The 26,888-nt window shown below is 45.5% G+C and carries 30 protein-coding genes; 17 read left to right on the plus strand and 13 right to left on the minus strand.

The genetic code is table 11. The features are described from left to right. Positions 1 to 68: 68 nt before the first annotated feature. The 7 genes from LZD49_RS32955 to LZD49_RS32985 all read right to left on the minus strand — a co-directional run bounded on the left by LZD49_RS32955 (position 69) and on the right by LZD49_RS32985 (position 5,658). Positions 69 to 1,808, minus strand: coding sequence for a nuclease-related domain-containing DEAD/DEAH box helicase (locus tag LZD49_RS32955; RefSeq protein WP_234672595.1), 1,740 nt, complete (start codon positions 1,806 to 1,808; stop codon positions 69 to 71). A 6-nt stretch (positions 1,809 to 1,814) separates the two neighbouring features. Further along, positions 1,815 to 3,530, minus strand: a complete 1,716-nt coding sequence (locus LZD49_RS32960) for a DNA cytosine methyltransferase (RefSeq protein WP_234672598.1) — start codon at positions 3,528 to 3,530, stop codon at positions 1,815 to 1,817. Next, positions 3,523 to 3,975 (minus strand): very short patch repair endonuclease, encoded by a 453-nt coding sequence (locus LZD49_RS32965; protein WP_234672599.1) that lies wholly within the window; start codon positions 3,973 to 3,975, stop codon positions 3,523 to 3,525. Before LZD49_RS32965 ends, LZD49_RS32960 begins: the two co-directional genes overlap by 8 nt. Before the next feature lie 497 nt (positions 3,976 to 4,472). Beyond that, entirely contained in the window at positions 4,473 to 4,736 is a 264-nt protein-coding gene (locus LZD49_RS32970) for a hypothetical protein (protein WP_234672600.1), read from the minus strand. After that, positions 4,712 to 4,912 carry a hypothetical protein gene (locus tag LZD49_RS32975; RefSeq protein ID WP_234672601.1) on the minus strand — a complete coding sequence of 67 codons (201 nt, stop codon included), beginning with the start codon at positions 4,910 to 4,912 and terminating at the stop codon, positions 4,712 to 4,714. The genes LZD49_RS32970 and LZD49_RS32975 overlap by 25 nt, the downstream gene beginning before the upstream one ends. 204 nt (positions 4,913 to 5,116) lie before the next feature. Beyond that, on the minus strand, positions 5,117 to 5,350 hold the full coding sequence (locus LZD49_RS32980) for an OB-fold nucleic acid binding domain-containing protein (protein ID WP_310590523.1): 234 nt from the start codon (positions 5,348 to 5,350) through the stop codon (positions 5,117 to 5,119). A gap of 107 nt (positions 5,351 to 5,457) precedes the next feature. Continuing rightward, positions 5,458 to 5,658, minus strand: a complete 201-nt coding sequence (locus LZD49_RS32985; RefSeq protein WP_234672602.1) for a hypothetical protein — start codon at positions 5,656 to 5,658, stop codon at positions 5,458 to 5,460. An 831-nt stretch (positions 5,659 to 6,489) separates the two neighbouring features. On the opposite strand from LZD49_RS32985, the gene LZD49_RS32990 reads away from it, so the two are divergent. The 10 genes from LZD49_RS32990 (at position 6,490) to LZD49_RS33035 (ending at position 12,837) form a co-directional block, all read left to right on the plus strand. Further along, positions 6,490 to 7,272 carry a hypothetical protein gene (locus tag LZD49_RS32990; RefSeq protein WP_234672603.1) on the plus strand — a complete coding sequence of 261 codons (783 nt, stop codon included), beginning with the start codon at positions 6,490 to 6,492 and terminating at the stop codon, positions 7,270 to 7,272. A gap of 361 nt (positions 7,273 to 7,633) precedes the next feature. Next, positions 7,634 to 7,942 (plus strand): hypothetical protein, encoded by a 309-nt coding sequence (locus LZD49_RS32995; protein ID WP_234672604.1) that lies wholly within the window; start codon positions 7,634 to 7,636, stop codon positions 7,940 to 7,942. A gap of 13 nt (positions 7,943 to 7,955) precedes the next feature. Continuing rightward, the gene (locus LZD49_RS33000) at positions 7,956 to 8,342 is read left to right on the plus strand and encodes a hypothetical protein (protein ID WP_234672605.1); all 387 of its coding nucleotides are present in this window, start codon (positions 7,956 to 7,958) and stop codon (positions 8,340 to 8,342) included. Next, positions 8,332 to 9,030, plus strand: a complete 699-nt coding sequence (locus LZD49_RS33005; RefSeq protein WP_234672606.1) for a hypothetical protein — start codon at positions 8,332 to 8,334, stop codon at positions 9,028 to 9,030. Before LZD49_RS33000 ends, LZD49_RS33005 begins: the two co-directional genes overlap by 11 nt. Continuing rightward, positions 9,023 to 9,547, plus strand: a complete 525-nt coding sequence (locus LZD49_RS33010; RefSeq protein WP_234672608.1) for a hypothetical protein — start codon at positions 9,023 to 9,025, stop codon at positions 9,545 to 9,547. The genes LZD49_RS33005 and LZD49_RS33010 overlap by 8 nt, the downstream gene beginning before the upstream one ends. A 209-nt stretch (positions 9,548 to 9,756) precedes the next feature. Continuing rightward, a complete protein-coding gene (locus LZD49_RS33015; protein WP_234672610.1) occupies positions 9,757 to 10,416 on the plus strand; it encodes a plasmid mobilization protein in 660 nt (219 codons plus the stop codon). After that, positions 10,413 to 11,258: a relaxase/mobilization nuclease domain-containing protein gene (locus LZD49_RS33020; protein ID WP_234672611.1), complete on the plus strand. Its 846-nt coding sequence runs from the start codon at positions 10,413 to 10,415 to the stop codon at positions 11,256 to 11,258. The genes LZD49_RS33015 and LZD49_RS33020 overlap by 4 nt, the downstream gene beginning before the upstream one ends. A 54-nt stretch (positions 11,259 to 11,312) precedes the next feature. Further along, positions 11,313 to 11,786 carry a hypothetical protein gene (locus LZD49_RS33025; RefSeq protein WP_234672613.1) on the plus strand — a complete coding sequence of 158 codons (474 nt, stop codon included), beginning with the start codon at positions 11,313 to 11,315 and terminating at the stop codon, positions 11,784 to 11,786. 104 nt (positions 11,787 to 11,890) lie between these two features. Beyond that, positions 11,891 to 12,202 (plus strand): DUF6922 domain-containing protein, encoded by a 312-nt coding sequence (locus LZD49_RS33030; RefSeq protein ID WP_234672615.1) that lies wholly within the window; start codon positions 11,891 to 11,893, stop codon positions 12,200 to 12,202. Further along, positions 12,160 to 12,837 carry a nucleotidyl transferase AbiEii/AbiGii toxin family protein gene (locus LZD49_RS33035; RefSeq protein ID WP_234672616.1) on the plus strand — a complete coding sequence of 226 codons (678 nt, stop codon included), beginning with the start codon at positions 12,160 to 12,162 and terminating at the stop codon, positions 12,835 to 12,837. Before LZD49_RS33030 ends, LZD49_RS33035 begins: the two co-directional genes overlap by 43 nt. Before the next feature lie 26 nt (positions 12,838 to 12,863). Here LZD49_RS33035 and LZD49_RS33040 read toward each other — a convergent pair whose 3' ends face one another. Beyond that, entirely contained in the window at positions 12,864 to 13,268 is a 405-nt protein-coding gene (locus tag LZD49_RS33040) for a helix-turn-helix domain-containing protein (protein ID WP_234672617.1), read from the minus strand. Between the two features lie 140 nt (positions 13,269 to 13,408). Here LZD49_RS33040 and LZD49_RS33045 point away from each other — a divergent pair, with 140 nt between their 5' ends. From LZD49_RS33045 to LZD49_RS33055, 3 genes are all read left to right on the plus strand, one after another. After that, a complete protein-coding gene (locus LZD49_RS33045) occupies positions 13,409 to 14,827 on the plus strand; it encodes a HEPN domain-containing protein (RefSeq protein WP_234672618.1) in 1,419 nt (472 codons plus the stop codon). A gap of 285 nt (positions 14,828 to 15,112) precedes the next feature. After that, a complete protein-coding gene (locus LZD49_RS33050; protein ID WP_234672619.1) occupies positions 15,113 to 15,670 on the plus strand; it encodes an antirestriction protein ArdA in 558 nt (185 codons plus the stop codon). Between the two features lie 168 nt (positions 15,671 to 15,838). Continuing rightward, positions 15,839 to 16,159 (plus strand): helix-turn-helix domain-containing protein, encoded by a 321-nt coding sequence (locus LZD49_RS33055; RefSeq protein WP_234672620.1) that lies wholly within the window; start codon positions 15,839 to 15,841, stop codon positions 16,157 to 16,159. Positions 16,160 to 16,507: 348 nt separating this feature from the next. Here the strand turns inward: LZD49_RS33055 and LZD49_RS33060 are convergent, their stop codons facing one another. Next, the gene (locus tag LZD49_RS33060) at positions 16,508 to 17,728 is read right to left on the minus strand and encodes an MFS transporter (RefSeq protein ID WP_234672621.1); all 1,221 of its coding nucleotides are present in this window, start codon (positions 17,726 to 17,728) and stop codon (positions 16,508 to 16,510) included. After that, the gene (locus LZD49_RS33065) at positions 17,725 to 18,573 is read right to left on the minus strand and encodes an SDR family oxidoreductase (RefSeq protein ID WP_234672622.1); all 849 of its coding nucleotides are present in this window, start codon (positions 18,571 to 18,573) and stop codon (positions 17,725 to 17,727) included. Before LZD49_RS33065 ends, LZD49_RS33060 begins: the two co-directional genes overlap by 4 nt. A 232-nt stretch (positions 18,574 to 18,805) precedes the next feature. Between LZD49_RS33065 and LZD49_RS33070 the strand changes: the two genes are divergently transcribed. Together LZD49_RS33070 and LZD49_RS33075 are read left to right on the plus strand one after the other, a co-directional pair. Next, positions 18,806 to 19,285 (plus strand): nuclear transport factor 2 family protein, encoded by a 480-nt coding sequence (locus LZD49_RS33070; RefSeq protein WP_234672623.1) that lies wholly within the window; start codon positions 18,806 to 18,808, stop codon positions 19,283 to 19,285. 147 nt (positions 19,286 to 19,432) lie between these two features. After that, complete coding sequence (locus LZD49_RS33075) at positions 19,433 to 20,626, plus strand: S8 family peptidase (RefSeq protein ID WP_234672624.1); 1,194 nt, start codon at positions 19,433 to 19,435, stop codon at positions 20,624 to 20,626. 72 nt (positions 20,627 to 20,698) lie between these two features. Here the strand turns inward: LZD49_RS33075 and LZD49_RS33080 are convergent, their stop codons facing one another. Genes LZD49_RS33080 through LZD49_RS33090 form a run of 3 tightly spaced genes read right to left on the minus strand, consistent with a single transcriptional unit; the run spans position 20,699 to position 23,525 of the window. Further along, positions 20,699 to 21,748, minus strand: coding sequence for an NAD(P)-dependent alcohol dehydrogenase (locus tag LZD49_RS33080; protein WP_234672625.1), 1,050 nt, complete (start codon positions 21,746 to 21,748; stop codon positions 20,699 to 20,701). A 46-nt stretch (positions 21,749 to 21,794) separates the two neighbouring features. Then, positions 21,795 to 22,370 (minus strand): NAD(P)H-binding protein, encoded by a 576-nt coding sequence (locus LZD49_RS33085; RefSeq protein ID WP_234672626.1) that lies wholly within the window; start codon positions 22,368 to 22,370, stop codon positions 21,795 to 21,797. A 54-nt stretch (positions 22,371 to 22,424) separates the two neighbouring features. Then, positions 22,425 to 23,525, minus strand: a complete 1,101-nt coding sequence (locus LZD49_RS33090; protein WP_234672627.1) for an aldo/keto reductase — start codon at positions 23,523 to 23,525, stop codon at positions 22,425 to 22,427. Between the two features lie 161 nt (positions 23,526 to 23,686). Here LZD49_RS33090 and LZD49_RS33095 point away from each other — a divergent pair, with 161 nt between their 5' ends. Beyond that, positions 23,687 to 24,583, plus strand: coding sequence for an AraC family transcriptional regulator (locus LZD49_RS33095; RefSeq protein ID WP_234672628.1), 897 nt, complete (start codon positions 23,687 to 23,689; stop codon positions 24,581 to 24,583). Positions 24,584 to 24,629: 46 nt separating this feature from the next. Continuing rightward, positions 24,630 to 26,870, plus strand: a complete 2,241-nt coding sequence (locus LZD49_RS33100; protein WP_234672629.1) for a molybdopterin cofactor-binding domain-containing protein — start codon at positions 24,630 to 24,632, stop codon at positions 26,868 to 26,870. Positions 26,871 to 26,888: the final 18 nt, after the last annotated feature.

The raw sequence follows: 26,888 nt of genomic DNA on the forward strand, positions 1-26,888 counted from the left end.
GAATGTTGAGTCAGACGATATCAAAAATTCGTTCAAATACTTTCGAATATGGTCGTTTACGAGGTCCATTATCGAATAATATTAATTTGAACATTAAGTATTGCTCTGGTTAAGCCTATATATATCTCATACTGGTTTATTAAAGTGGGCTCAGTAATGATGAGAAATATGTTTTTTTTCTCTAATCCCTTGAATTTAAGGATGGTGGTATAGCGAAGTTTGTTTGAGCGATCAGCAATATTGGCCTCAGAAATTTCTTCAATATCTTTTATAATTAGGAGTTCGGCAAGATCTTCACCTTTGTAAAGTCCTCTAAGTAAACTTGATTCGACGAGTAGCGTGCAATCTTCACCACGTAGCGATGAGTTCGGCGCTCTGATCGACGCAAGGACGTTCTTTACCAAGTGCGACTTTGCCTCTGAGAGAGACTTATGAGTCACGATATCTATTGAGGGATAAGTGCCTTTGATATTTCCTTTCAGTAGAGTGGTTGGGTCATTTAGAACGGCTAAAGATAATTTTCTAATGTCGGGACTTTGTGTACTTCGCTTTACCTCGTTGATCTTGTAGTGACAGTAATATTCCGAAAACAAATCAGCGATCTCGTGAACATTTCTGCCGTTGTATGAGTAACTCTGGTCAATGTCATAAAGGAGCAATGAACTGCCGTTTTTTAGACCCTGTCCATTTGATCCGCAAAATTTATTAAGAAATAGGTCTAACCCTCGGTCAAAAAGATCTTGCGCCTCGTCAATGACAACAAAGTCATATGGTAAAAATGAAGCATCGTCAATGAATCTCGATATCGTGTCTTTAACTAAATTGTAAAACTTATCTTCGTTGTACGATGCAAGAAGGTTATAGCTTAACTTGGGATTGAGCTTTTGAAAATAACGAAAGTAGGTTGTCACTTCAATCGAAGACATGCATCCCCGGTGAGAAAGAACGTCCTTAGTGTAATGCATCAGAAGGTTGTTCCAGCACAAGTATATTCCCCGCTTATTAAACTGTTTGTCTATGTATGCCTTCGCAAGCGTCGTTTTGCCAGAGCCTGGTGGCCCTTCGATCATAATTCTCTCATTCTTATTAAGTCCGTCCAGTATGTCTATATTTTGAATTCCAAGCCAGTCAGTTGTACTTATCGAATTTAGTGAATTTCTGTCACTGACAGTGGGGCTTAGCGTTTTTCGAACTAACGACCGTTCCTTCGGAGATACCTCAGCATAGCTTCTGTCAAACCTCGTGTGCTTTGCTTTCGAGTAGTGGAAGACACTTAGAATAAATGCTTCGATAGATCGGCCATAATTTCTTGATAAATATTCTGTCCAAAGAAGATTTTGGTCGAAAAGTTTAGACTCAAATGGATAATCGACATGTGGGAATGCAACTGCCTCGCAGAAGAAGCAACCATTTACATTGTTTAATATGTTGTCTTTTATCGTGTACTTACAACCCTCCGCTTGTCTGAATGGATTTTGGTTGATTTTCGTCTCAAAATTTTTTCCGTAAAAGAAATGATTCTCTTTCGTTGAAATAGCACCTCCTTTAACTTCAAGTATTAGCAGACCATGCTTACAGAGTATCAAGAAGTCAATTTGGCAACTGACTTTTTGATAATAGTTGAAGCTTCCGGAGTGATCTGGCAGTTTTAAGTCATGCCATATATCCCAATCAAGAGCGCTCTTGCCTAATTCGGCACTTAGCAACCGGTAGATACTTATTTCTCCATACAGTGGTGTCCCGTCATCTTTTACAATGATATCTTCTAGGGCATCTATTGGATTACTGGGATAGAAGTTTACCGGCATGTAAGTCTATTTGCTGTTAGCGAGGCTTGATATTTTATTTATAGCATATAGTGCGAAAACCTGTTTTGTTGGAACTATTTCCTTGTTTTTAAATACTAGAATATCCTCTGGACTACAGAGCGAGTTTTCCAAACATAGCTCATCTATTAAAGCCCCTACTTCCTCGACCAATTCAGTGGGCTCGAGATAGCCGTTTTCAGATTTTTGCTTTTCGTAGAGGTCTTGCAATATAGTTCGTGGAGCGATTCGCGGGTTGAGACGATGATTAATTTCATAAATGAAGTGCTTACCTTCGACCATGCGGACTATTTTCGCTTCAAGTTCTCTGTAATAATTATCTGGAACATTGAAGGTTGGAAACCCTTCCCCATTCCCATACTGTATCGATGTCCTCCAATGACTCGCCACTTTCTCACCATTTTCAATATCGTAATTCGAAAGTGTAACAGTCATATTGCCATTTTTGAAAGGATGCCTCCTAAATCTAGAGCCAAGGTTACGTTTTGGAGGTGCAAGAAATATCCTTTCTTTAAAAGTATTTAGGTCGCTTCTGTCAGTGACCGATTCCATCGGCTCTATTATTGGCTTTGTGTTGAGCGGCAGCCCTAATTCAAACCTAACTTGTCTCGCAAAAGCGCGTGATACATTTGGGCTCACGGCATTGCCGACAAGCCGCCATTTTACAGTTATTCCACCGAGAAACTGATAGGTGACTGGGAAACCCATCAAACATGCAGCTTCACGTACCGTCGGAACTCTGAATTCTCCGTCACCAGTTCTGTCATATTCCGACTTAAATATTATCGCCTCACGGGATGTTCCGATCTTAGTTGCAGTAATCGTCCGGCTTGGCCTATCTTCGTTCTCTGGAAAAGCCATTTTTCCCATATATGGGTGGTTTGTCTTCAAAAACTTCGACTGTTTCCATTCGCATTTGAACAGGCCTGTGTCGTAGAAGTGGTCTGTCAAGTTATCAGAGCTGATAACAAGCGATGGATAATTTGGGTCGCACATTAGTATCGGAGTTTTCGGACTGCTTGGCCTAGGCAAACCTTCTCTAATTTGTCTTAATGTGCGCCATTTTGGTAAAGAGGTGGGGGACGATGGTTGTTCATCGTGCGTTGACGCCGGTAAAGTAAGTCTCTTGCATTTGACTATCTCACCGGAAATAACACGTGCTCTAGATTGCGGACAGCCATAGTCTGCAGAGTTAATAACTTTTTGATTACCATCTAACTTAATTGCAACTTTCGACTTGCCTATCCTATTTTTAATTGCCCACTCGGCTAGACCGAGCTCTTCAAAGGTATATTCTTTGCCTAGATGTTTTATTGAACTCGGTACGTTCTCCATAAGCCAAGCTTCCAATTTCGAGCCTTTCTTCCACTTCTTTACAGCAACTATCCTGAGAAAGATTTGAGTGAGCGTTATTCCAGAAGTTTTGTCTGCCTTGCCAGATATGTTAGATGATGAGAAGGTCACACATGGGGGACTGCCGAGGATAACCGAGGTGTCGGGTAGCTTCTCAATTTCCTCAACGGAGCTTTCGAAATCAAGTATATTCTTTACCATACTGGTCGTCCCGAAATTGTGATTAAAGGTTTTGGTAGCTGCTTCCCAATGGTCATAGCCAGCGACTATGTCGAAACCTTCCTGCCTGAACCCCTCGGAGAAGCCACCAGCTCCGCAAAAAAAATCAAGAAGTGTCAGTTTGTTACTCATTTAAAATATTTTGAATTTCTTTTATTTTTTGATCGATCGATTTTTTGATTTCACATTCCCACACTGTTATTGTCTTCCAGCCGGCTTCTTCAAGTAGTTTCCGTTTCTTCGTATCCCGCTCAATATTTGCGTCAAATTTTTTTACCCAAAAATCCCTATTTCCTGATGGTTCGCGTAGTTGGCAATATGGGCAGCGGTGCCAGAAGCAACCATTTACGAATATTGCCACTTTGAATCTGGGGTATATAATGTCCGGCCTGCCTGGGATTTTGTTGGGATGAAGCCTATAGCCGCGAAGATTATCACTCCACAATCTTTTACGGAGCGCCAACTCAGGTAGAGTATTTTTGCTCTTATTGGCACTCATTATTTTTGAGATATGCGGCGTGGTCGGGACAGGGCTTCTAAGATCTCTTGAATATTCTATGGCTTTTATTGTCGTCATTCTAGGGTTTCTTAACATGTTAAGAGGTGCAACTTTGTCAAATATGGGTCTTAGGTGGCAAATCCGAGTTGGACGATCTGACTGTCTTCGAAATGAACTTTTGTCTTTTTGCTACCTACAAAGTCGTGAAACAAATTTTGACCATTGCAAATTGTTACCCCTATGCTACTCTTTACGTGTAAATATAAGAATAAACACGATTTTGTGGTTGGATATTCTTAAAGGGCTGCGGGCCTCTTCGTTACTATTCCTGGCGGGCGCAAATGATAGATCCACGTAGCCGGGCTTTCCATGCTCGACCGTGAGACAGGAAGCAATTATAACAAATTAAGACGTAGTCGAATCATTTTACGTTTCAGCATTAAAATTATCTAACGGTCTCAAAAACATCAAGTTTTGAATTTGATTGACTACACTCGCGCTATGATTTCCCCACCTCAACTGCTCTACGTGGAAACTACGCATTATTTAATGATCTCGTACATTTCAAACTTATGCTAGCTTTCTCCCGACTGGACCTCTGCCGTCACCCGACCGTCTTCGATGACGATATTGATGTCGATAGGAGTATCGGGTAAAATGCCTGTTTTTGCAGCTATGAAGGAGGCAATATTTTTATGATAGTTTCTGATGACTTTTGATACCCAGTCGTCCGTCTTGCATTTAATGACAAACAACAAGTACTTGGGATCGTTAAAAAGCCAGACAAACCTCACCATCTCGCGTAATGCGTCGATCACCCGCCCCTCATTTGGTTCCAAATTAAGGGCGTGTTTCTGAGCTTTTCCTTGTAAGCAGTGGCAATGAAAGCCCGGCCAGGCTGAAGGCCCGGCCAGTTAAAGCGCTGCAGCACGATATAATACATACCCTTTGTCAGCAGCGTTTTCAGGTAAGGCATGTCCAGCACCAGAAAAGGGTTATAGGCAGTTGTCATCATTGATAATCGTTTAACGGGTTATGTTTTGGCAAATTAACTTTCTATGTCCGTGGCATCACCTGAAATTCCGGCCAGCTGGAAATATCTCCATCTGGACCGGCTTTTTCGCAGTGGCTTTTTTATTTACCATTTCGGAGGTGTATTCATCTTTTTCATCTGCTCGCGATAACGTCATTACGTCCGGTTCTTCTTTCTGGGTGGCGTTCAAGCCACGTAACAAATAAGACAATCATAAAGGTTCTTTGCGATTACATGTATCACTACGCCTTCTATCTGCAGTTTCCCTTCCACCATCAGCAGCCGTGACCTAAGTACTTCTTTGCGGAACTTTGCGAATGTATTTTTGAAAGCAACCAGGTTGGCAATTCCCGTCTCATCTTCGACAGTAATGAAGCAGATACCTTTGGCGGACCAGGTCTTTGCCGGACGAGTACCAATCCCGCGACCCGAACGATACTGCCATCCTTATACGTACTTAAATCTTGTGTACAAAGCGAATTCATTTCGTTAAGCTGCTTGCGGATGAAAACTTACCGGTTGCGCTTTCAGCGAAAGAGATAGCGAGGCATAATCCTGCACCACATGTTCAGAAAGTCAGCAATCGTCGCGAATATGTTTAGGCCTTTGGTGTGCGTTATGCTCCCATCATTTTCGGCTGCATCTTTCGGGGCATCATATTTCCTGAAAGCATAGGCCATCAGGCCCAGGAAGACAATTGTGTCTTTTTCTGTTTGGAATAACGACATGAGCAAAGGGTTTGATTTTAAGCAAATTAAGAATTTTTCGCAGCTAACGTCGTGAACTCTTCTAGCTTTGTAAAAACTTCGATCATGGCAGAAAGCAAAAATAAATACCCAGGAATTGGTATTGGACTTGGCGCCGCCCTAGGGGGCGCGTTCGGACCGCCTTCGTCGCTTCGTCGGGAAATGTTGTGGTCGTTGTAGCGATTGGATTATCCGTAGGTGTTGCTATCGGTTCAATTATTGGCGTGACAAAAAACAGACGGTAAATTTCGGCAAATGCAGGTGGCTAATAAGACTAGGTCAGTCATGTATTGATCCGTACTGACGGATGTGGTCAGTTGTTGCCTTGACCCAGAAGGGCTGCAATGAGAAGAGGAGGTTTATTCGACTCTTTTTTAGTTATTCGCCAAGCTATTCAAACAATATCCTGATCTTATCCCGCACTCCATGATCATTTTGAAAGCTGATACCATAGTGCCAGCGCATTATCAAAAGTAGCTTCAATCGCGCCAATGTGGAATTGAATTCGGATTTGATGTCGAACAGTTAACACCTATCTGAATGTTCGAATTAAGCGGCGGATGTTGACGGTAAAACGGTGCATTGACCTTATCAGCCACTATAGAGTCTCTTTGGCGTCTTGTCCAATCCCAGCTGATTTTGTATCTTGCCTTGGCAAAGTTTCTTAAAAGGACTTTTGTGTAGGTCAAAGTGTAACGAAACGAAGAGAAAGAGATGAACCTGCATACCAATTTACAATATCCTTTACTCAAATATCTATCAGAAGAATTCACAGGCAGCTTCTATAGGAGCGAACTAACCTGTCTGAACAGGATGCTGATTCTGTACCACAATCGGCTGTCATTTTCGATAGACGACAATACTTCAAGCTTTTTGGATGAGTTTGCCAGGTATTTAGAAAGACCTGTGACTTACTGGTGGATTCCGGCCCATAAGCGGACGCACATCAATGTGCTCCGGGCCAGGATCAGGTTTGTTCTGAAAAGTAACCGCCAAATATTTCAAAATCTCTTATCGAGGCCAGATTACAGCTCTTTCGAAGCCAAACGGCAAACGATCAAAGACATCTATCAATGGTTGGCGTTGGGTAGTGAAGCCGATAAGAAAATTGACGTTAAGAGCTGGCGAAAGGACTTGAAAGCCCAATTCGGTCAAGTTTTTGAAGAAAGCAAGCAGGCCAAGGATAGGAAACCATCGAGAAAACTTTCTTTTGAACACTTTCATCAGATCTTGAAAGGGAAAGATGAACCCGAGAAGCAGTACAAATTCCAGCGACTCGTTGATATTCTTCTTAGAGAGCAATGGATTTCAGGGACAGAGAAGCCAGGAATCTATCAATTCCGCAATAGCGGAACCGGAGGAAGACTTCAACTGGCTGCTCTCTATTATACCCTGAGCAAACAAGGCCACATTGACAGGCAGCTGCCCGCGCCGCAGGTGGCAGGCCTCTTTAACAGTTGGCTCTCACATGACATATCACCAAAATCCTTTATTAAGGCCTTTCAAACCGAACAACTCGATACATTCAACTGTTCAACCAACCGGCCCCGCTACAAATATGTGACCGAATGCAGGCTCCTACTACGAGATCTTTGAAGCCGGATTGTCCCTAAAATTTTGGTAAAAATTCTTTTTATTCCTGCCGGAATAGCAGGAACGTTATTGTGAAAATCTGAGGTGAGATTTGCGATATGTTCAACTAAAACAGTTCGCAAATGAAGAATCTGCAATCCATCTTTTCAGGCCTGATGCCCTCAGACCTGAAATCAATCCGCCCAAAATTGACCGGAGGTAATCCTGGACATCGGTTCGCAAACAGGATTTACTGCCGGAGGCATCTGCTGTTCAAAGTCGGCCCGATACCGCGGTGTCATAGATGTGCTCAAACCGGTATGCTTTATTTCTGCCATCGGATGCTGGAAAAAAAACACTTAAAGCCAACCCAAAGCGCATAACCATGGAGCCAGTATCATCAACCAAAGAATTGCTCCTGATGCTCTATGCGCGCAAGGACGTCAAGAGAAGAAGGTTTCTTTACATGCATTACGAAAACCTCTTCGCTCAGTATTATTCAATGGGTTTTCTGGTCGACTTGATCAATCAAGATCTAGGCAAAGCGTTGGTCGCAGTAGGCGATATCAAGTACATCAGGGCTAATGCGCACAGATGGAAATTAGAGCGGATACCCCAGGATGTAAAGAATACGGACGATGAACGTCAGATTCAAGCCGACACAAATGGGGCTCAGGATTTGACAGTGCCTTAAATAGGATAAGCACATGGATAAGGAAACATTGGTCGATTTATTTGATAGGCGGGACAAAAAAAGAAGACGCTTGCTTTACCGGCTTTATCAGGAGTTGATCCATTCGGATCTGACGGCTGCTTACATCGCAGAAAAAATCAGCTGGGAATTGGAGCGTGAAGGCCTGATAAGCAGCACCGATATTAAGTTCTGTCGGTACCACTTCAAAAAAAGGCCGCTCAAAAAACTCCCGCATTCTTCTGGTTCGACGCCGCCTACTAACCGAGCAAAGGATCGAAAAATGGAAACTGCTTCTTCTACCGGGCTGGATGGGACTTGGACCGATCCAGAAAAAATCAGCTTAATAGACAACATGATAGTTGAGTCCAAATTCGCTAAAAAGAAAAATCATGAAACGTAAATTTCATTTTATACTCCAAGCCAAAGGTGGCGTTGGCAAGAGTCTGTACACTTACCTGAGGGCGGTCTCTGAAACAGGCAACTCTTCCTTGTTTGTCGATGTCGACAGTTCCACCAAAACATCGAGCAGGCAACTGCTATTTTTAGGGCAAGACAGGCTGGAAAGCGTGTCGCTGATTGACAAGAGGGATGTGCTGGTCAGGGACTTATTCGTGGGATACCTGGAGAGTCTGATAGATTGTCCCTTTGAGCAAATCTACATGGACTTCGGCGCACCTGAAAGCGAGCAGTTCCCTGCACTAATATCCCGCGATCTGGACTTTAAGGCCTGGTGCAATGAGCTGGGTTTTGAGGTCACCTTCCACATCATCATGGCAGCGGGCGGGGCATACCTTGCCTGCGCGGACTACCTCAGGAAGATGTTCGAAGTTCTGGATGGGCAGTTTGAAATTGTTGCCTGGGAAAACATCTACACCTTTAAACAGTATCCGACCCTATCTGATGAACTCGCAGAAAAGTGCTTATTGACCGGCATCAAGCACCGGCAATTCGGAGATTTCGACGCGAATAGCCTTTTGGGCATCCAAATACTGGATGGCATTAGAAACGGGTACAGCCTAGATCAGTACCGGCCAGGTGCGAGAATACGCTTGACAAAGGAACTTAGAGACCATTTCGGCTATGAATGATCAGCTAAGAGAGCTTCTCAACCGGTTAAATGGGAAGTACGGACAAAAGTACGGGCATCTGATGGACGACTGGACTTCGATGCTGCTTGAGGAAATCCATGAGAATTTTGCGGGGCTCGCTGCTGAGATTAAGAGCTGTACGCAGGCCATCGGCCAGGCGCAGACCAAAATCAAAACAAGTCAGAGGGCAGTTCATTTTGGTTCGACCCGCGAGGCTTTGTTTTACGCTCTTGGTGTTACGGCTCCGGGAGCCATTGCCGTAACCATAGTCTCGGTACTGATTTTTTGGTATGCGTATACAGAAGAGCGTTTTCAGAAGCGAAGAAACATTATCGATGCCTTTGAAAACGTATCCGACTACAAGCTGCTCATGCAGGGTGGGAAGGTCATTGAAAAGGACGGGGTGAATTATTTGGTGCTCCGTCCTGCTCCTTCAAAAGGGGATATCATGATCGGAGAGGATTATGTGTATGACCACAAAAACAAGCGCGTACTTGTGCCTTTGGGCAGAAAATAAAGGCAAAAAACGGTCAAGTGGACTTTTATGAACTTTGGTTGCCAAACGCGGCCATTTGTAAGCTTTCGTATGCATTGCGGTGGTTTTCCTCCATAGCCAGCTATCGCCGGTACGTCGCAAAAAAGCGACTCCCCGGCGGGAGCTGGCCATGGGAAAACCCCTGGACCCCTGCTATTCGCCTCCGGCTCATAGCTAATCAAGAAAGACACATGAGAAATCAGAAACAAAAAGGCAGACCGCTCAAGGAGAAAGGCACTGCAAAAAGGGAGCACTTCTCAGTCTGGGTAAGCGCTGATCAGAAAAGACAGATTAATGAGCTGATCGAAAAAAGCGGGCTTTCAGCCAGCCAATACTTTTTGGTCCTGGCGCTGGACGTTCCTTTTAAAACACCGCAGAAAAGGGCGCTGCCTAAGGCAACTGCTGAGATGGTTAGGGTGCTCCAACAACTTTCAGGCGTCTTGTCACTGGCTGCCTTAAAAACTAAGGGGCATCAAATGGTTTCAAATCAGTGGCAGCAGAGTAGTCAGCGGGTTAGGCTGCTCGCCGATCTTATCACGCTTTGGGTGTTTGAAGGCTTTGAGATCCGCCGCGTGAAAAAGGCGTTCGACGAGCTTCTCAAATGGTCAAATGAGCTTACGTCTTATCTTTCTCAAATGCTACCTGAAACCGAAGGCAAATATCAGCTACTACTACGATGCAGTTCGACCAGCCGGCTGATCGGTGATTTGCAGGAAAAATATGAGGCCTACTATTCGCAGCCACTTGAAGAGCTAACGCAGCTCTGGAAATCGGGTGAAACCGATGCCCTTTCCGTTCACGCTGAGATTGAAAAAGCTATAAGCGCAACCATGAAAAGGATGAAGTTATGATTGGAAAGGCAAGCCTGGGCAACTACGCCAAAGGGCTGATCGAATATTGCTATTACGACAAGCATGTCTCCGCGAAGATGCGGCAACAGCTAGACGAACAGGATGTCCGAGGGGAATTGGTTTACATTCAAAACCTCGGTATAAAAATGCAGGCAAACGGAAAGTTGGACCTGAACTATTTGATCAACCAGTTTACTAGTAATCATATGCAAAATACGAACCTGAAAAAATTCATGTGGCACCAGTCATTTAGTTTCGCACCAGGCGAAAAGCCCGGCAACGAAACGATCGCAGAGATTTCCACGGAGTTCGCCAAGGAGTTTGGGTTTGAACAGAACCAGATGCTGGTTTTCAAACATGAGGACAGCGCTAATTTGCACTTTCATATTGTGGCCAACCGCATTAATTCCAATGGTAAAAATACCTCAAAGCATTTTCATAACTACGCCAGAACGGGCGACTTCTGCCGCAGAATGGAGCAACGGCTTGAATTGGTCCAAGCGCCGGAAATGAGGATTAATAAACGGCCGGGGCCTGAAAATGTACTGACCGACAAGCAGCATCTGAAGCTCAAATCATCTATTGATCAGGCATTAAATAACGAGACTTCGATTGACGAACTTAAAGCGAAATTGTTAACCCAAGGCTACAAGACTTATATTGGAAGAGGGATTGCATTTTATAACATGCGGAAAAACATCAAGATTAAGGGCTCTGACCTAGGACGAAGCTATTCCCTGGCCGCCATTGAAAAACGGCTGGCTCAAAACATCGGAATACAGGTTAAAGAGCAGTTACAGCATGAGCAAAAAAGGCAGAAAAAACAGGGCCTGGGTATTTAAAATGCCAGTTTCTAGGGAGAATGACTTATTTTAGCCCAAATAACCCATAACACCATGAAACTGAAAGCTATCAAATTCTTTTCCCCAGAGGAAAACGTTTCCAAAGTTAAGGCCACATCAAAAGCAGCGCCACTTCCGACTGGTTACATTTCTAATTCCGGCAAGCTTGTTTTCCCAGCTGCTGCGCTTGGCGACTTGGGAATTGATCCTGAGTCGGCCAATTTTAAAATCGGTGTACAGGAAGGAAAGCGAAAAATCAAATCGGTATACCTTGTTCCGGCTGTCAATTCGGATCAGACATTTTCCTTCGAAAAAAGCGGCCGGGGGCACGTAATTCCGCTTGCTATTATATTGAAAAAAGGTGGGGTTGATTTTGAAAGTCAAAAGTTGGTTTTCAAAATCTCGACTTTTGATTTCGATCAGGCTACCAAAGGATATGAGCTGACCATAGAGGCAGAAGCACCAAAGCCTGAATACACAGGCAAGCCCCGTGGCAGAAAAGCCAAAGCTGTGACTGACTCGGAATAAATGCAGCTGCCTGTGAGCAGCTATTTGCTTACAGGCAGCTGATTTCACGATAGATTCATTAACTTTTGAACTTAAAAGTTCCGGCATCTCTTACCTTGACGACCATGCAACAGCCAAAAACACTTGAAAAACCTGATTTTGCCCCTAAATGGTTTTGGGATCTGGACTATGAGAAGATAGACTGGCAGGCATCTTACAAAACCGTTATTGCCCGAATTGTCGAACGCGGTAAAGAAGAGCAGTGGCAAGAATTGGTCCGCTTCTATGGGTTGCAAAAAGTTATTGACACCCTTAAAAACGAAATTGTATTTTTGCCGGATTATGCCATCGAGGAGGCCTGCACATACTTTCCTATCAAAAAGGAGGAAATGCTATGCTACACGAAGAAATTGTCGAAGCCAGCACACTGGCTTTGATCCGACGCCTGATGGCCGATGAAAATCTTGCGGATTTTTATCTTGTTGGTGGAACGGCACTGTCTTTAAAGTTAGGGCACAGAATTTCCATCGATATCGACCTTTTTATCGGCAAAGACTTTGACTCCGCTGCCGTCTGTGAACACCTTAAAGCCGTATATGGGTTGACAGACGAAAAAACGGTCAAGAATGGCATCTTCGGATTTATTGACGATGTCAAAGTAGATTTCATCAGTCATCAATACCCACTGGTCAAACCCGTAGAGCTAACAAGCGGGATCAGAATGCTTTCCTTGGAAGATATCGGTGCAATGAAGCTTTCAGCAATCGTACAAAACGGAAGCCGAATCAAAGACTTTATCGATGTCTATTCGCTTTTGGAAAAATTACCACTAGGGCTGCTTGTAAAGGCTTATACAGACAAATATCCTCAAGCCAGTTCGCAGATTGCCAAAACGAGTCTGCTGTATCACCAGGACATCGATTTTTCTGTGCCGATCAAACTACTTGATAGACAGTTCGATTGGCAGGAAACAAGTATGCGTCTTAGTCAGGCTGTATACAGACCATGGATTACATTTGAGGAGAAGCAGCCCCAACAATCGCTGAAACGAGGAAGGAGGCCAAGGTTGTGAGCCTATCAGATAGCGAATTCGGAGATTTACGGTTGGTCATTCTTTGCTTTAAGCAATTCGACTTTTTCGCGTTCGCTTTGCAATAGACGCTCGTACAACTTTTTGTGCTCTTCGAAAAGTTCTACAAGCTTATCGAGCGGATTAAAGGTGCAATGATGGTTAAATGTTCCTGCACTATTATCATTAAAATTATTAAAGTAGTTAAACACCGCGTCTTCATTAAAATTCTTAATCCCTTCCACTGAAACGCCGAGAACCTTGCTGATCTGCTCTAGCAACTCTTCATCGACCGTTTCGCTCTGCTCGATTTTCGATACCGTTTGTTGGCTGACCTTCAGCTCATAGGCAAGGCTTTCCTGCTTAAGACCGCGAAGTTCACGTATGCGGCCGATCTTGTGACCGATGTGATTTGGCTTTGTTGCTGTGCTCATGGTTACAAATAAAGGAAATATCTACGCTAAGGTCAACATACGGCAGAAAGTGTTTTACCAATGGTCTATGGTAGTATACAAGTTGTTGTGGTTCGGTACGCTGAATCGCAGCTTCTTTTTTGCTAAAAAAAGAGAAGCCTATGGAGACTGTAAACTTAACATCAACTGAGAATCAGGGTTCGAGCGAGCGAAAGCTTGCCGATGCCCGCGAAGCTATTGCAGATTTCTTTCACGCGACTGACTTGGAATTCGTACGTGTCGAACTGTGGCAATTCCTAAAAGCAGTGACGACGGAGAAGCCGTTTTCATTTCTTGGTGATCCGTCCACGGTACTTTGCCTGCAAAGACATTTGCAAAAGATCATTTCGGCATGTAGGCTGCTATTAGATGTTGCCGAAGACGGTGAGACTGATCTGCATGCGGGCGATTTTCAGCCTTTCAGTCATGCGCAAATTGAAGCTGATCGGCAGTATATGCGTGATGTCCGGGAGCTCAACGACCGGCATGGAGGCATGATCCGCAGGCTGTCGCTCGCAGAGACCGAGCAACCACTTCTAGCGATTAAGCGCGTTTTTGATGCTTACAGCTATGATCAGTGGCAAGGAATTCTGGAAGACTGGGTGGAGTATGGATTAAGTAAGGTGAGTATTTGCGAGGCGACTGGCGAATGTGCTGAAATCATCCAGTACGAGTTATTAGAATCGCTTCTCGAAGCCGTTTATCTCATTTCAAGAGACGATCACGGAATTCCGTATCAGAAACGCCGCCTTGGGAAGCTGGCTGGTAACAAGGCAATCATAGAGCTGGTAATTGCAGCACTCGACCCACTACTAATATATGAGGTAAAGCATCCCATGCCAGATTCAATGGAGCAGAAGCCATATAGGGACCTGCTGATTGTATTTGCTGACGATAACCAAAAGCCCTTCAAAGTGCATCAACCCATAGTTGACCTATTTAGTATGGGCGATGAAAAACTCTGCTGCTCAGTTCACAAATTATCGGATATCCATCAGGCGCTTACTAGCGGGCAAGTGTATTTCTCTATGGCCTGTACCAGCGAAAACCTGGTTTACCAAAGAAGCCCTTCACCATTGCCGAAAGTACTGCCCGAAGCGCTCGAACGATTGATTGAGCAGTCAAGGCATGGCTTTACGATGGGAATGAGCAAAGCCCGAAAATTCTTCGAGGGAGCAGAATACTACCGGCAAATAAGTGAGTACGCACTATCGATGTTCTTGCTTCAACAAGCCGCTGAAACTACATTTCGTACTACCGCTATCGCGCTTTACGGAAGCGAACGGCGCACACATTCCATCAGATCGCTTAAAAGGTTCAACCATAGATTAGCTCCTCAATTGAACAACATCTTTCCTGGCGATTCGCCGGATGAGGAAAGGCTTTTACAGCTATTGGAAGATGCATACCTGGAAGCTAGGTACAATCTGCATTATCAGATCAGCGACCAAGATCTTCATTTAATTTCCCCGCGAGTCTTCCGCCTACTGGAATTAGCCGAAACGGTGTTCGAAGAGCGAATGACTGCTGTCGGATTTTAGCGGGGAGGTGACTACCTGCCTTTTTAAGTTGCTCGGATTGCTGAAAAGAATCACTAAAAGATGCGTTCAGTGCAAACGAAAGTTACAAAGCAAAAAATGACGGTTGCTAGCCTACACTGCGTCATCTGGCTTTTTAGCTGACCGCACAACTGCCAGCCGCACCTTAAACCGCCGGATGGGCTTGCAACCAGGGGGGACCGGCCCCGTCATTTTTTCTTCGATTGATAGGCAGCGATTGCCCTGAGCACAAAGCCGGGGCCAAAGCAACTAAAATGCCTTTCAATCATGAGAAATCTCGAAAATGCTCCAAGAATCTATGTAGGAACCTATGGTCAATATAACAATGGGTCGCTGTTCGGTAAGTGGTTTGACCTGACGGACTATTTAGACCTCAAAGAATTCCTGCAAGACTGCTTTGAGTTTCATAGAAATGAATTGGACCCAGAGCTCATGTTCCAAGACTGGGAAAATATCCCGGATTTTTTAATATCGGAATGCAGCCTTCATAAAGAGGCGTTCGCCTACTTTGAGGCCACCGGTGAAATGGACGATGAGACTGCGGAAGCTTTCGAGATTTACTGTAAGCAGATCAACTATTGGCCATCCAACGGCTACGAACTGGAAGACCAAATTGAAAGTTTCCAGGAAAGCTACCAAGGATTCTTTGGTGGCTCAGGGAAAGACGCTACACTTGAATACGCCTATCAATATGTCGAAGACACAGGTTTGCTGTCAGGGGCTCCAGCGAGTCTCGAACGTTATTTCGATTACGAAGCCTTCGCCAGAGACCTGTTTTTAGAAGGTTACAGCGAACACGAAGGTCATATCTTCACAGATTATTGAAGGCAAAGTGCAGTTCGATGCGGCCCGCATCGAACTGCACTTTATTCTTTTTGTTCCACCGCGAAAAAGAGGAAGCAATAACCAAATGCTGTTTATTATTTTCCAGGCAAAGACATTGATTACACGTGATAATCGATGTTTTGGATTGGTAACGTAAAACAGGGAACAATGGAAAAGAGGCGAAAGCAAACAGAGGAGGGATCGGCATTATTCACGCATCAACTAGTCACTTTGGCGGATCTGGAAAAATTTAAGGAGCAAATGCTCTCCGAAATGAGACGGCTGCTTGCAGGTGGAGGAACTCAGCTATCCAAGCAATGGCTCAAATCTCGGGAGGTTAGGAAGTTACTCGATGTTTCGCCCGGCAAGCTGCATGCCATGCGCGCAAGTCGTCAGCTCACCTTTATGCGGATTGGCGGTGTGATCTATTACGATCGAACAGACATTGACAAGATGTTCGAAAAGTTTAAAACTGCTGCGGTCAAATGAAGCAAAAAAGATTGTTATCTGGCTTTGGAAGCCAATGTCCCCCTGACGAAATCCACGTCAGGGTTTATTTTTTGCAGCAAGGCTCGACTCCCGAGGATTCTTCAATATTTTTCAACCACTACGGGGCGAAGGGGTGGGCAAATGCAAGTGGTCGTATGCTCCGGAATTGGAAAAGACTTGCCTGGACATGGATATTTTACAAGTAGTGCTCTCCCTTGCGTATTCGTTGCTAACTTCTCGATCACGAAAAGGTAAAAATTGACACTCAAAGCACCGTTGTAGGATCGAGAATTTTTCAGAACTTCATTCTTTCAATACTATTTGCTTTTTGGGCTAGGTTGGAAGCCTTCAAATTGTACGCCTCATACTTTTTTTCAGCGCATAACACCCTATCGCCCCTGAAATCACTAAACACCCGATCCCAGTCATGAGGATAATTTTGAAATCAATAAAATCAGCAAGGTAACCCCAGCCACCAGCCATAACTGCCCCGCCTGCGGCCAGCGCTATCGATATGATGGCAAAAATACGAGCATAGTCTTTGCTGCCAAAAACCGAACGCACCAGCAGAGCCGTTTCGACAGTCACACCCGCATATGCCCAGCCAAACAGGAAAGCACCAATTAGCATGAATGCAATGTTGTCTTGGCCTGTAAGCAAAAACACAAATCCGAGAACGCCAAGTCCTGTGGAAGCTAACACCCCTATAAGAGAGCTTTTATCATTAATCAAACCTAAGGCCACCTTACCAACGGTAACCCCAAGCATTACCGAAGATGCTACCAAGGCGGATTGTTCTACTGAAAATCCGGAATTGGTAATATAAGTAGGCAGGAATAAATTCAGTGTTGAAACTGAAATCATAAAAAAAGCAAACACAAGTAGCAGATAGAAGACAGGGTTTTTGATAGCTTCCCCAAATGCGATCCCTGTCCTTAATCCGTCGTTTTGTTGCTGATCACTTCCAAAAGGAGCTAAACCCATGTCCTTCGGATGGTTACGCAGTAACAATGCAAGCACTGGGGTAACTATTAACAAAATGACAATCCCGAAGATCAGGTAGGTATTTCTCCAGCCGAATTCCGCGATTAAACGACCGGCGAGTGGATTGAATAATACCCCACCCACACCCGAGGCAGCGCTGCACAGGCCGATGAAAAAACCGACCCTGACCTTAAACCATCGATTAATTAAAACAGGATAGCTGAGATATAAAAGGAAAGCGAGCGCCACACCGATCAACGTTCCTGCCGCATAGAACTGCCAAACAGCAGAGAATGTCGACATACCGATGTATACCAATCCCAAAATCCCGGAACTGATCGTGAGCAACCATCTTGCACTAAACTTATCCATCATCCTTCCTGCAAGTGAAAGCATTAGGAAGGATAATGCATAAATGAAGGTCATATAAAGTCCGAAATCTCCAACAGAAACGCCAAGGTCAGAACTCACAGGTTTGTAGAAAATGCCAGCGCAGCTCATGACTAGTCCGATATCCACCCCCATGATTAGACAGCAGCAAATTACGATCACATAGCTATAGTGAAATTTGGTGGTGCCGATCATGACTGATTCATTTCGGGTTGAAGTGGGCCGTAGAAGTAGGATGCAGTGGCACCACCATCGATCAGAAAATCAGCGCCAGTAATGAATGCACCCTGTTCTGACATTAGCAACTCGGCAACATTAGCAACTTCATCTGCGATGCCTGGGCGACCGGCTGGCGATTTGGCAAACATATTTTTGTAAAAATCACCTCTCGGACCACTGAACTCGTCCAGGGCTAGTGGTGTGACGATAATTCCCGGCGAAATGGAATTGATGCGTGCACCTCGTTCGCCCCACTTTACTGCTTCCGCCATCACGCGTTTGACGTTGCAACGTTTCGCCATCTGGTAGGCGTGAAGCGTATCTTTGATATTCTCCGGTTTGAGTATTTCCAGTTTCAGCAATTCTTCGACAGGAGTTAATGCCAACAATCTGTCTTCGTCCGGCGTAAGTGCGGACATTCTGTGACCAGATTGGCTAGAAATCGTGACGCCCGAGCCACCTTTTTTGATCACTTTGCCAAACTCTTCCAGCAACACCGAAGTTCCGTACAAGTCGACTGCCAGAATGTGTTCTTTGGTAGACTGACTGGGAGATAATCCAGCCGCATTGATTAGCATAGAAATTTCCCCTTCTTTCGTTGCCGCTGCAATGAGGTCAAGGATGGATTCTTTGGACGAAATATCCACTTTGAACGGAACCGCGTCAAAGCCAGCTTCTTTCAATGTTTTGACAATTGCCTCCGCATTCTCGAATTTCCAGTCGGCTACAAAAATTCTGTTTCCGTAAGCCATCCTTCTGGCGATCGCCATTCCAATCTGGCCAGCGCCTGTAAGTACGATAATATCTTTTGTTGTGCTCATGATTTTATGTTTTAAGCTGATAATGTGGTTGCTGTTAATGTCAGCAAAATATCATGGCACAAACTTCGTCGCATTCCTTGATGAACCGGTTATACTGATTACGGTTTGAATTACCAATATTACCGACGCAGCTTATTAGTTGCCAAAGGTTCGAACTGTTCCCAATACGAGATGCCTGAGCTATATCAGTAAAAATGGTAAGGATTGCAGTAATTAGTATAACCTCCTCTAAATGAATGAGGACGACCTTTGCGTAATGAAACACATCCTTTTAACAATATTCATTTTTGGCGGCTCAATTGCTGTGACAGCTCAAAACAGAAAACCGGCAATGGAACAAAATACAAGAAACGACGAAGACGCAGTGCTTGCCGCAGTGAGGCAATTAGCCCAGCTCATGATAGCAAGGGATACTGTGTCTATGAATGATATTTTGGACGAGCATTATACGCTGACCCACATGACAGGATACGTCCAGCCAAAAAAAGAATGGTTCGGCGAAGTGCAAAAAGAGACCATGAAGTATTATTCTGCTGAAGAGGTCGCTCATGATGTAAAGTTGAATCGCGATAATGCCGAAGTAACCGTGAAGAACAGGGTTGATGCCCGCATTTGGGGCAGCAGGAACACATGGCGTTTGCAGCAGAAAATGACGCTGGAAAAACGTAATGGAAAGTGGATCATTTTACAATCAGTTGCTTCTACTTTTTGAGGCACTTGAATTAAAAAATATACCACATTTTTACACGTTCAGCGACGTTTTCGCGTATTAATATTTTGAACAAACCAACATCAGCACGCATGGCATAATTGTACGTTTCTATTTGGATTTAATTTTTAACCTGATCCGTACAGTTACATGTCGCGATACTTGTCCTTCTCTCTTACTAATACATTTCTGTTCGGTTTTGCGCTCCTCGGGTGTCAGACCGACGATGAATTGGAGCCTGAATTTTCGGCCGATTGCCTGGTAGCAGCTTCTGCAAACAGGGGCCAGGTCGTTTCGGGGGCTTATATTGTCACTTACCAGCCTGTACAACCACTGCCGAATGCTTCCACGGCACGCGTAGCCGCAGCGGAAGCACTTACTGGACAGTTTTTGAATGGCAAAAGAATAGCCAATGCGCAAGCAGAGGTTCTTGCCGCGGGTGAGCAGACTACTTTCCTGGCACATTTGACGGAGGCGGAGTCGGAGGCGCTGCGACATGATCCATCTGTAACGATTGTGGAACCCGACAGGATCATGTCTATTTGTAGTTGTGTCGATGTTGCTACCACATCCACGCTGACTTGGAATGTATCTCAGACAGGGTACGGTCGCGGGGATTTGCAGACAACCAAAACTGCCTGGATCATAGATACCGGCATTGATCTCGACCACCCTGATCTGAATGTGGATGCCGCACGAAGTAGATCGTTTATCAGCGGACAGACTTCTGCGGATGATGAAAATGGCCACGGCACGCACGTAGCGGGGATAATCGGCGCAGTCAACAATACCATTGGCATTACTGGAATAGCTTCCGGCGCCTCGTTAGTTGCGCTGCGGGTATTGGACGATGAGGGAGAAGGCAGACTTTCGGGGATTATTCAGGCAGTGAATTACGTAATACAGAATGGCAAGGCGGGCGATGTCGTTAATCTGAGCCTGGGCGGCGAAGGAATATCAACGACACTTGAAAGAACAATTCTTCAGGCAGCTAATGCCGGGATATTATTTGCTATCGCGGCCGGAAATGATAATAAAGACGTTGCAAGCTATTCCCCTGCTCGGGTTAATCATGCCAATGTTTTTACGGTTTCCGCAATGGACCAGAACAACCGTTTTGCTTCATTTTCAAATTACGGAAGCAGCGTTGATATCTGTGCTTATGGAGTGCGGATCAGATCAACGTATTCAGGAGGGCGTTATGCCACTTTGAGTGGCACTTCCATGGCTGCCCCGCATGTTGCGGGTTTATTACTGATACGAGGTGCCAACTTACCCATGCACGGCACGGTGTCCGGCGACCGCGATGCTGTATCAGATCCTATGTTAGGGGAGATTCAGTAATTATTAATTAGTATCCAGAATCAAAGCGGGGGAAGATTTTTATCTTCCCCCGCTTTGATTTGTTAGGTACTGCTAGCTGGCCAAAGATGCCATATCAATCACAAAGCGGTATTTCACATCGCCTTTGTCAAGACGTTCGAATGCTGTGTTTACGTCCTGAATATCTATAATCTCACTCTCAGCAGTAATGTTGTGTTCGAAGCAGAAATCGAGCATTTCCTGTGTTTCGGCTATGCCCCCGATATTGGAACCGGCGAAACTTTTTCTTCCCATCACTACATTAAATGCCCCGATTTCCAGCGGTTGTGGAGGAAGCCCGACTAGCACGACTGTGCCATCGTGGCGAAGAAGACCCAGATACGTGTTCACATCATGCTTGGCCGAAACAGTATCGATGATGAAATGCAGCTTATTGGTATAGGCTGCCATCGCATCGGCATCGCTCGATAACACAGCAAAGTCGGCACCCAGACGTTTGGCGTCTTCCACTTTACTTTCTGACGTCGTAAAAACAACCACTTCGGCACCCATTGCTTTGGCAATTTTGATTGCCACGTGGCCCAGACCACCGATTCCCAGCACACCTACTTTTTTGCCTGGCCCGGCGCCCCAGTGTTTCAGCGGCGAGTAAACGGTAATACCCGCGCAAAGTAGCGGAGCCGCAGCCGCCAGATTTTCGAAAGCAGGCATATTCAGCACATATCTTTCGTTACAGACATAGGTTTTCGAGAAGCCACCAAAAGTATGGCCGCCAGACACTTTATCAGGGCTGTTAAAGGAAAATGTTACACCTTCTTCGCAAAATTGCTCGATACCTTCATTACAATATTCACAATGGTCACAGCTATCAACAATACAGCCAATACCCGCCAGATCACCCACTTTGAAGTTTTTGACATGGTTGCCAACTGCGGTTATTCGACCCAGGATTTCGTGGCCAGGAACGATGGGAGCAGGATATTGTCCAAAGTCGGCTTTTACCTGGTGCAGGTCGGAATGGCAAATTCCGCAAAACAATATTTCCATCTCGATATCATGTGGTTGCAGTTCTCTGCGCTCGATGGTGAGCTCGTGCAGGGGTGTTGACGGATTTTCGGTTCCGTAGGCTTTTACTTGTTGCATGATTGTCTAGTAGTTTAAATTTTAAATTAGTGGTAACCCAAAAACGCTATTCTGGCTTGCTGATTCCCAGGTTTTCGTTTTGATGCAAATCAGGATTCTCAACAATTTGCGCTACAAATGCGGCAATACTTTTTCGGGAAATAGCAGTACCTGATTCGGGCTCGCCTTTTTTAGTTAGTGCAAAGTCGATTTCATCATCGCTTGTAAACCAGTCAGGCCGCAGTATGGTGTAGGTCAACCCTGACTTTTCGATTATATCAGCCAGTTTTCTGTAAGGTCGCAGCACTGGCCGTAATGGTGTTTCATAAATGCCAATCGAACTGATCGCTATAATACGTCCGACACTTGTTTCCTGCATTGCCTTGACAATATTGCCAGACATAATTTCCAGGTTACCAGCCAGGTTTACATAAACTATTTCCTGTCCATCGATCGCTTGGCGAACGCTGAGAAAATCCATCGCATCGCCCTCAATAACGGTTGTGCCTTGTTCAGCACCCTTGTGCAACCTCCGCCGGTTTCTAACAAATAATGTTAGTTGGATGCCTTCTAGCGCCTTGATTGCCTCAATTACATATTGGGCAAGGCTCCCGCTTGCACCAATAATGATTACTTTCTTCATTTGTAGTTTGTTTAATTTCCTGTGGCTTGAATCACAACCGGGAAATAGGTCCTTTTATTTATTTACCTGCTGCGCTGACTGGCCGGTGTACCGGTCGCCCACGATTGTTATCTTGTTTAGATCCGCCGTTAATTGTCTCAACTCGTCGGGCGTGAACTCATAGTCCATTGCCCAAAGGTTTTCCTGCAAATGCGCGAGCTTGGTCGTTCCGGGAATGGGCACAATCCAGGGTTTCTGTTCTAGCAGCCACGCCAGTGCAACCTGAGCAGCCGATAGTCCGCATTGGTTGCCGAAACTTGTAAGTGTATCGATCATCACCCAGTTGGCCTTGATCGCATCGGGCTGATAGCGGGGCAGCGTCGGACGGTTGTCGTTGGCCGGGTTGTATTTGGTATGTTCGGTAATGTATCCAGAAAGAAAACCGCGGCTCAGCGGACTGTATGGCACAAAACCAATCCCGAGCTCTTCGCAGACTTTGATGACGTCTTGTTCCGGCTGGCGTGTCATTAAAGAATATTCGCTTTGCAGAGCGGTCAGTGGCTGCACGGCGTGGGCTTTCCGGATGGTTTCAGCATTGGCTTCACTCATCCCGAAATGCTTGACCTTTCCTTCTTTGATTAGATCCCTAACCGTACCTGCCACATCCTCAATCGGCACTTTCGGGTCGACGCGGTGCTGGTAAAGCAGGTCTATATAATCGGTTTTTAATCTTTTTAAGGATTGTTCGACCACTTCACGAACGTGTTTAGGGTCGCTGTTTGGCCCCACCAGCTTTCCGTCCTGGATGTTGAAGCCGAATTTGGTGCATAGCACAATATCTTTCCGCTTCGCACCCAGCGCCTCGCCGACCAACTCCTCATTCCGGTAAGGCCCATAAGCTTCTGCGGTATCAAAGAAAGTGACACCCATATCCACAGCTTTGTGAATAAGGGAGACCATGTATTTTTTGTCGGGGATAAAACTGCGGTGATAGCTCATGCCCATGCAACCCAGTCCGATCGAGGAAACCTCGATTTTATTCTTACCCGTGCCCAGTGTCCGCGTTTTAGGTTTAGCGGACGGTTTCGCTGGCTGTGCATTTGACTGCACCGATGGCACGAATAGCCCTGCACCCAGTGCCGTCGTAGCTTTGATAAAATTTCTCCTGTTTTCCATTTGTTCGTTGCTATGAATTGATAATGCAAATTTCAGTCGCTGCGGCCAGTCAAGTAGGATACAGATTACGGTTTTCGCTACCAATATTACCGATTCGCGAGCCTGGGCTTTTTGATGGCAAGTGTACTGCGTAACTTTAAGTCAGTAAATAATAAATGATTATGGAAGAGATAGTTAAGCTCGATAGCGTCGCTGCCTACAACAGCATGCGTGGCGTAAAAACGCAGCATCCGCTGGTAACCCTGCTGGACTTGTCCAAAGCAGAGGCAATGCCTGCAAAGACCTTCAATTTTGGCCTGTATGCGGTGTATTTGAAAGAGTTGGTTTGCGGGGAATTGAAATATGGCCGCAGCCACTACGATTATCAGGAAGGTACGCTGGTATTTATTGCGCCGGGCCAGGTGATGGGCGTGCAGCCTGGTGTTAAGACATTTGAGCCGAAAGGCTGGGCATTGCTGTTCCACCCCGAGCTCATTAAAGGAACATCGCTGGGAAGGCACATTCACGACTACTCATTCTTTTCCTACGATGTCAATGAAGCCTTACACGTTTCTGACAAAGAGAGACACATCATTCTCGACCTTTTCGGCAAAATCCAGCACGAACTGGACCAGTCGATCGACAAGCATAGCCGCAAACTAATTTCAGCCAATATCGAACTGCTTTTGGATTACTGCACCCGCTTTTATGACCGGCAATTCATAACACGCGACCATTCTAACAACAGCATACTTGAGAGATTCGAAGGTGTTTTGAATGGGTATTATTCATCGGAAAAACCTTACGAAAACGGGCTGCCGTCGGTTGCCTGGTGCGCAGCAGAGCTCAATCTTTCTGCCAATTATTTCGGGGATGTAATCAAAAAAGAAACCGGCAAAACGGCTCAGGAGTACATTCAAGCCAAAGTAATTGATATTGCCAAGGAACGGATTTTTGATTTGGAGAAATCTGTTGCTCAGGTTGCTTATGATCTGGGTTTCAAGTACCCTCAACATTTCACCCGGCTTTTCAAACAGCGTGTGGGCTGTACCCCTAATGAGTACCGAGCGCTGAACTGACAGAAAGAAATGCGACATTGCAAATTCACCTGAACCCATCAAAGAAATGACTCGCAGCAACACAGCCTCAACAAGACGTTCGTTTCTGAAAGTTTCCGCGCTCGCAGGAGGCGGTATGTTATTGGGGATCGGATGGTTGTCTGATTCTTACGCAGCTGATATGCCAGATACATCTGCTGCCGGGCTTGAAGGCGGTGAATTAAATGGTTACATCAAAATTACTCCTGACAATGTCATCCGCATCATGTCCCCGAATCCGGAAGGAGGGCAGAATGTAAAGACATCGATGCCGATGATCGTGGCCGAGGAACTGGATGTGGACTGGAAGGATGTCGTTGTCGAACAAGCTCCCTTAAATACAGATCGCTACACGCGCCAGTTTATCGGAGGAAGCCAGGCCATCCATCAGAGTTGGACGAGGCTTCGTACTGCTGGCGCAACAGCAAGACAAATGCTCCGCGCCGCAGCCGCCGATCAATGGAATGTCCCAATTGACGAGGTTACAACCGAGGCTGGCGTTTTACATCACAAAATAAGTGGCAAGTCTGCCAAATATGGACAAATGGCTTCCGCGGCCGCAAAGGTTCCCGTTCCAAAAGAGGTATCCCTGAAAAGCGTTAAAGCCTTTAAAATTATCGGCCATTCGCAGAAGAACGTCGAGCTTACCAATATCACCAAAGGTGCTCCTTTGTTCGGGATCGATCAATCCGCACCGGGTATGCTGATTGCGATGATCGTGCATCCGCCTGCATTCGGTATGAAACTGAAAACGCTCGATGACAAAGACGCAAGAGCAATGTCGGGCATCAAAGCTATCTTTCTAATCAAATCCATGGAGGACGATTATGTCAGACAGTTTTTTGATACTTGTACATTCACCGAAGTCGTTGCCGTCGTCGGTACAAATACCTGGGCGGTAATGCAGGCAAAGAAGGCGCTTAAAATCGAATGGGAGCCTTTTGAAGATTATTCTGAAAAAAGGGAAGGCCGGCCGGAGCCTATCAAAATCCCCGCCGGGCTGGAAAACACCGCTGATCATTATGCAAAGATGGCGGAGATGAAAGGCAAGCAAGTTACGGTCCGCCGAAAGGATGGCGACCCGGACTCGGCATTTAAAAACGCTGCAAAGGTGATTGAGCGCACTTATACAGGACCGTTTCTAGCGCACAACTGCATGGAGCCTATGAACTTCTTTGCGCACGTAACCGATGAAAAAGCAGAACTTTCCGGGCCACTCCAGAAGCCTGAACCTACGGAAAAGGCCTTGGCAGCTCGCCTTGGCCTGCCTTTGGAAAAGATTGATATCAAAATGACACGCCTAGGTGGCGGATTTGGCCGAAGGTCTTACGCTCATTTCGCACTGGAAGCAGCACTCATTTCCCAAAAGGTAAAAGCACCGGTGAAGCTGATCTACACCCGAGAAGACGATATGACATCCGGCATCTACCGTCCAGCCTATTCCATTTCATACAAGGCTGCCCTGGATGCAAACAATAATCTTATTGGCCTCCATGTCAAAGCCGGAGGAATTCCGCAGTCTCCTCTTTCTCCAAACAGATTTCCTGCGGGCGCAGTAGATCACTATCTCGCCGAAGATTGGACGCTTCCTTCTAACGTAACAGTCGGCTCATTCAGGGCACCGAGTTCAAACTTCATGGCGGCGGCTGAGCAATCGTTTCTCGACGAAGTCGCCGAGACTGCCGGAAAAGATCCCATTGATTTTAGACTGGAACTTTTGAAACGCGCAAAAGAACGACCAGTCGGCAGTAACAACGACTACGATCCGACGCGCTATGCCGCCGTGCTTGAACTAGTAAGGGAGAAATCCGGTTGGGACCAAGCAAAGAAGTCCAGAAACCTGGGCGTTTCAGCCTATTTCTGCCACGACTCCTATGCTGCCCACGTGCTTGATGTTGAGATTAAAAACGGACAACCCGTGGTAAACAAAGTGTGCTGTGCCGTGGATTGCGGCATTGTCATCAATCCGGACGCAGCTGTTAATATGACCGAAGGCGCAATCGTCGACGGCATAGGAACTGCGCTTTTTGGAAACATGACATTTAAGAATGGAGTGCCGGACAAGCAAAATTTCAGCCAATACCGGATGATCCGGATGAATGAAGCTCCGAAAGAAATCGATGTACATTTTGTGAAAAATGAGATTGACCCAACGGGTATGGGCGAGCCTGCTTATCCGCCGGTTTTTGCGGCATTGGCGAATGCGTTGTATAAGGCTACTGGGAAGCGGTTATATGATCAGCCGTTTGGGATGGAGTTCCTAAATTAATGGCATTTACCTTCCACT

Source organism: Dyadobacter sp. CY261, from assembly GCF_021440085.1.
Classification (GTDB): domain Bacteria; phylum Bacteroidota; class Bacteroidia; order Cytophagales; family Spirosomataceae; genus Dyadobacter.

What these genes read in the sequence shown, in the direction of transcription:
- LZD49_RS32965 (WP_234672599.1), bottom strand. Translation starts at nt 3,975, where the DNA reads ATGACGACAATAAAAGCCATAGAATATTCAAGAGATCTTAGAAGCCCT.
- LZD49_RS33085 (WP_234672626.1), bottom strand. Translation starts at nt 22,370, where the DNA reads ATGAAGAAAGTAATCATTATTGGTGCAAGCGGGAGCCTTGCCCAATAT.
- LZD49_RS33100 (WP_234672629.1), top strand. Translation starts at nt 24,630, where the DNA reads ATGACTCGCAGCAACACAGCCTCAACAAGACGTTCGTTTCTGAAAGTT.
- LZD49_RS33005 (WP_234672606.1), top strand. Translation starts at nt 8,332, where the DNA reads ATGAAACGTAAATTTCATTTTATACTCCAAGCCAAAGGTGGCGTTGGC.
- LZD49_RS33090 (WP_234672627.1), bottom strand. Translation starts at nt 23,525, where the DNA reads ATGGAAAACAGGAGAAATTTTATCAAAGCTACGACGGCACTGGGTGCA.
- LZD49_RS33015 (WP_234672610.1), top strand. Translation starts at nt 9,757, where the DNA reads ATGAGAAATCAGAAACAAAAAGGCAGACCGCTCAAGGAGAAAGGCACT.
- LZD49_RS33030 (WP_234672615.1), top strand. Translation starts at nt 11,891, where the DNA reads ATGCAACAGCCAAAAACACTTGAAAAACCTGATTTTGCCCCTAAATGG.
- LZD49_RS33095 (WP_234672628.1), top strand. Translation starts at nt 23,687, where the DNA reads ATGGAAGAGATAGTTAAGCTCGATAGCGTCGCTGCCTACAACAGCATG.
- LZD49_RS33050 (WP_234672619.1), top strand. Translation starts at nt 15,113, where the DNA reads ATGAGAAATCTCGAAAATGCTCCAAGAATCTATGTAGGAACCTATGGT.
- LZD49_RS33000 (WP_234672605.1), top strand. Translation starts at nt 7,956, where the DNA reads ATGGATAAGGAAACATTGGTCGATTTATTTGATAGGCGGGACAAAAAA.
- LZD49_RS32960 (WP_234672598.1), bottom strand. Translation starts at nt 3,530, where the DNA reads ATGAGTAACAAACTGACACTTCTTGATTTTTTTTGCGGAGCTGGTGGC.
- LZD49_RS33065 (WP_234672622.1), bottom strand. Translation starts at nt 18,573, where the DNA reads ATGAGCACAACAAAAGATATTATCGTACTTACAGGCGCTGGCCAGATT.
- LZD49_RS33040 (WP_234672617.1), bottom strand. Translation starts at nt 13,268, where the DNA reads ATGAGCACAGCAACAAAGCCAAATCACATCGGTCACAAGATCGGCCGC.
- LZD49_RS33035 (WP_234672616.1), top strand. Translation starts at nt 12,160, where the DNA reads ATGCTACACGAAGAAATTGTCGAAGCCAGCACACTGGCTTTGATCCGA.
- LZD49_RS32990 (WP_234672603.1), top strand. Translation starts at nt 6,490, where the DNA reads ATGCTGATTCTGTACCACAATCGGCTGTCATTTTCGATAGACGACAAT.
- LZD49_RS32955 (WP_234672595.1), bottom strand. Translation starts at nt 1,808, where the DNA reads ATGCCGGTAAACTTCTATCCCAGTAATCCAATAGATGCCCTAGAAGAT.
- LZD49_RS33070 (WP_234672623.1), top strand. Translation starts at nt 18,806, where the DNA reads ATGAATGAGGACGACCTTTGCGTAATGAAACACATCCTTTTAACAATA.
- LZD49_RS33010 (WP_234672608.1), top strand. Translation starts at nt 9,023, where the DNA reads ATGAATGATCAGCTAAGAGAGCTTCTCAACCGGTTAAATGGGAAGTAC.
- LZD49_RS33060 (WP_234672621.1), bottom strand. Translation starts at nt 17,728, where the DNA reads ATGATCGGCACCACCAAATTTCACTATAGCTATGTGATCGTAATTTGC.
- LZD49_RS33025 (WP_234672613.1), top strand. Translation starts at nt 11,313, where the DNA reads ATGAAACTGAAAGCTATCAAATTCTTTTCCCCAGAGGAAAACGTTTCC.
- LZD49_RS32995 (WP_234672604.1), top strand. Translation starts at nt 7,634, where the DNA reads ATGGAGCCAGTATCATCAACCAAAGAATTGCTCCTGATGCTCTATGCG.
- LZD49_RS32975 (WP_234672601.1), bottom strand. Translation starts at nt 4,912, where the DNA reads ATGATGACAACTGCCTATAACCCTTTTCTGGTGCTGGACATGCCTTAC.
- LZD49_RS33075 (WP_234672624.1), top strand. Translation starts at nt 19,433, where the DNA reads ATGTCGCGATACTTGTCCTTCTCTCTTACTAATACATTTCTGTTCGGT.
- LZD49_RS32985 (WP_234672602.1), bottom strand. Translation starts at nt 5,658, where the DNA reads ATGTCGTTATTCCAAACAGAAAAAGACACAATTGTCTTCCTGGGCCTG.
- LZD49_RS33080 (WP_234672625.1), bottom strand. Translation starts at nt 21,748, where the DNA reads ATGCAACAAGTAAAAGCCTACGGAACCGAAAATCCGTCAACACCCCTG.
- LZD49_RS33055 (WP_234672620.1), top strand. Translation starts at nt 15,839, where the DNA reads ATGGAAAAGAGGCGAAAGCAAACAGAGGAGGGATCGGCATTATTCACG.
- LZD49_RS33045 (WP_234672618.1), top strand. Translation starts at nt 13,409, where the DNA reads ATGGAGACTGTAAACTTAACATCAACTGAGAATCAGGGTTCGAGCGAG.
- LZD49_RS33020 (WP_234672611.1), top strand. Translation starts at nt 10,413, where the DNA reads ATGATTGGAAAGGCAAGCCTGGGCAACTACGCCAAAGGGCTGATCGAA.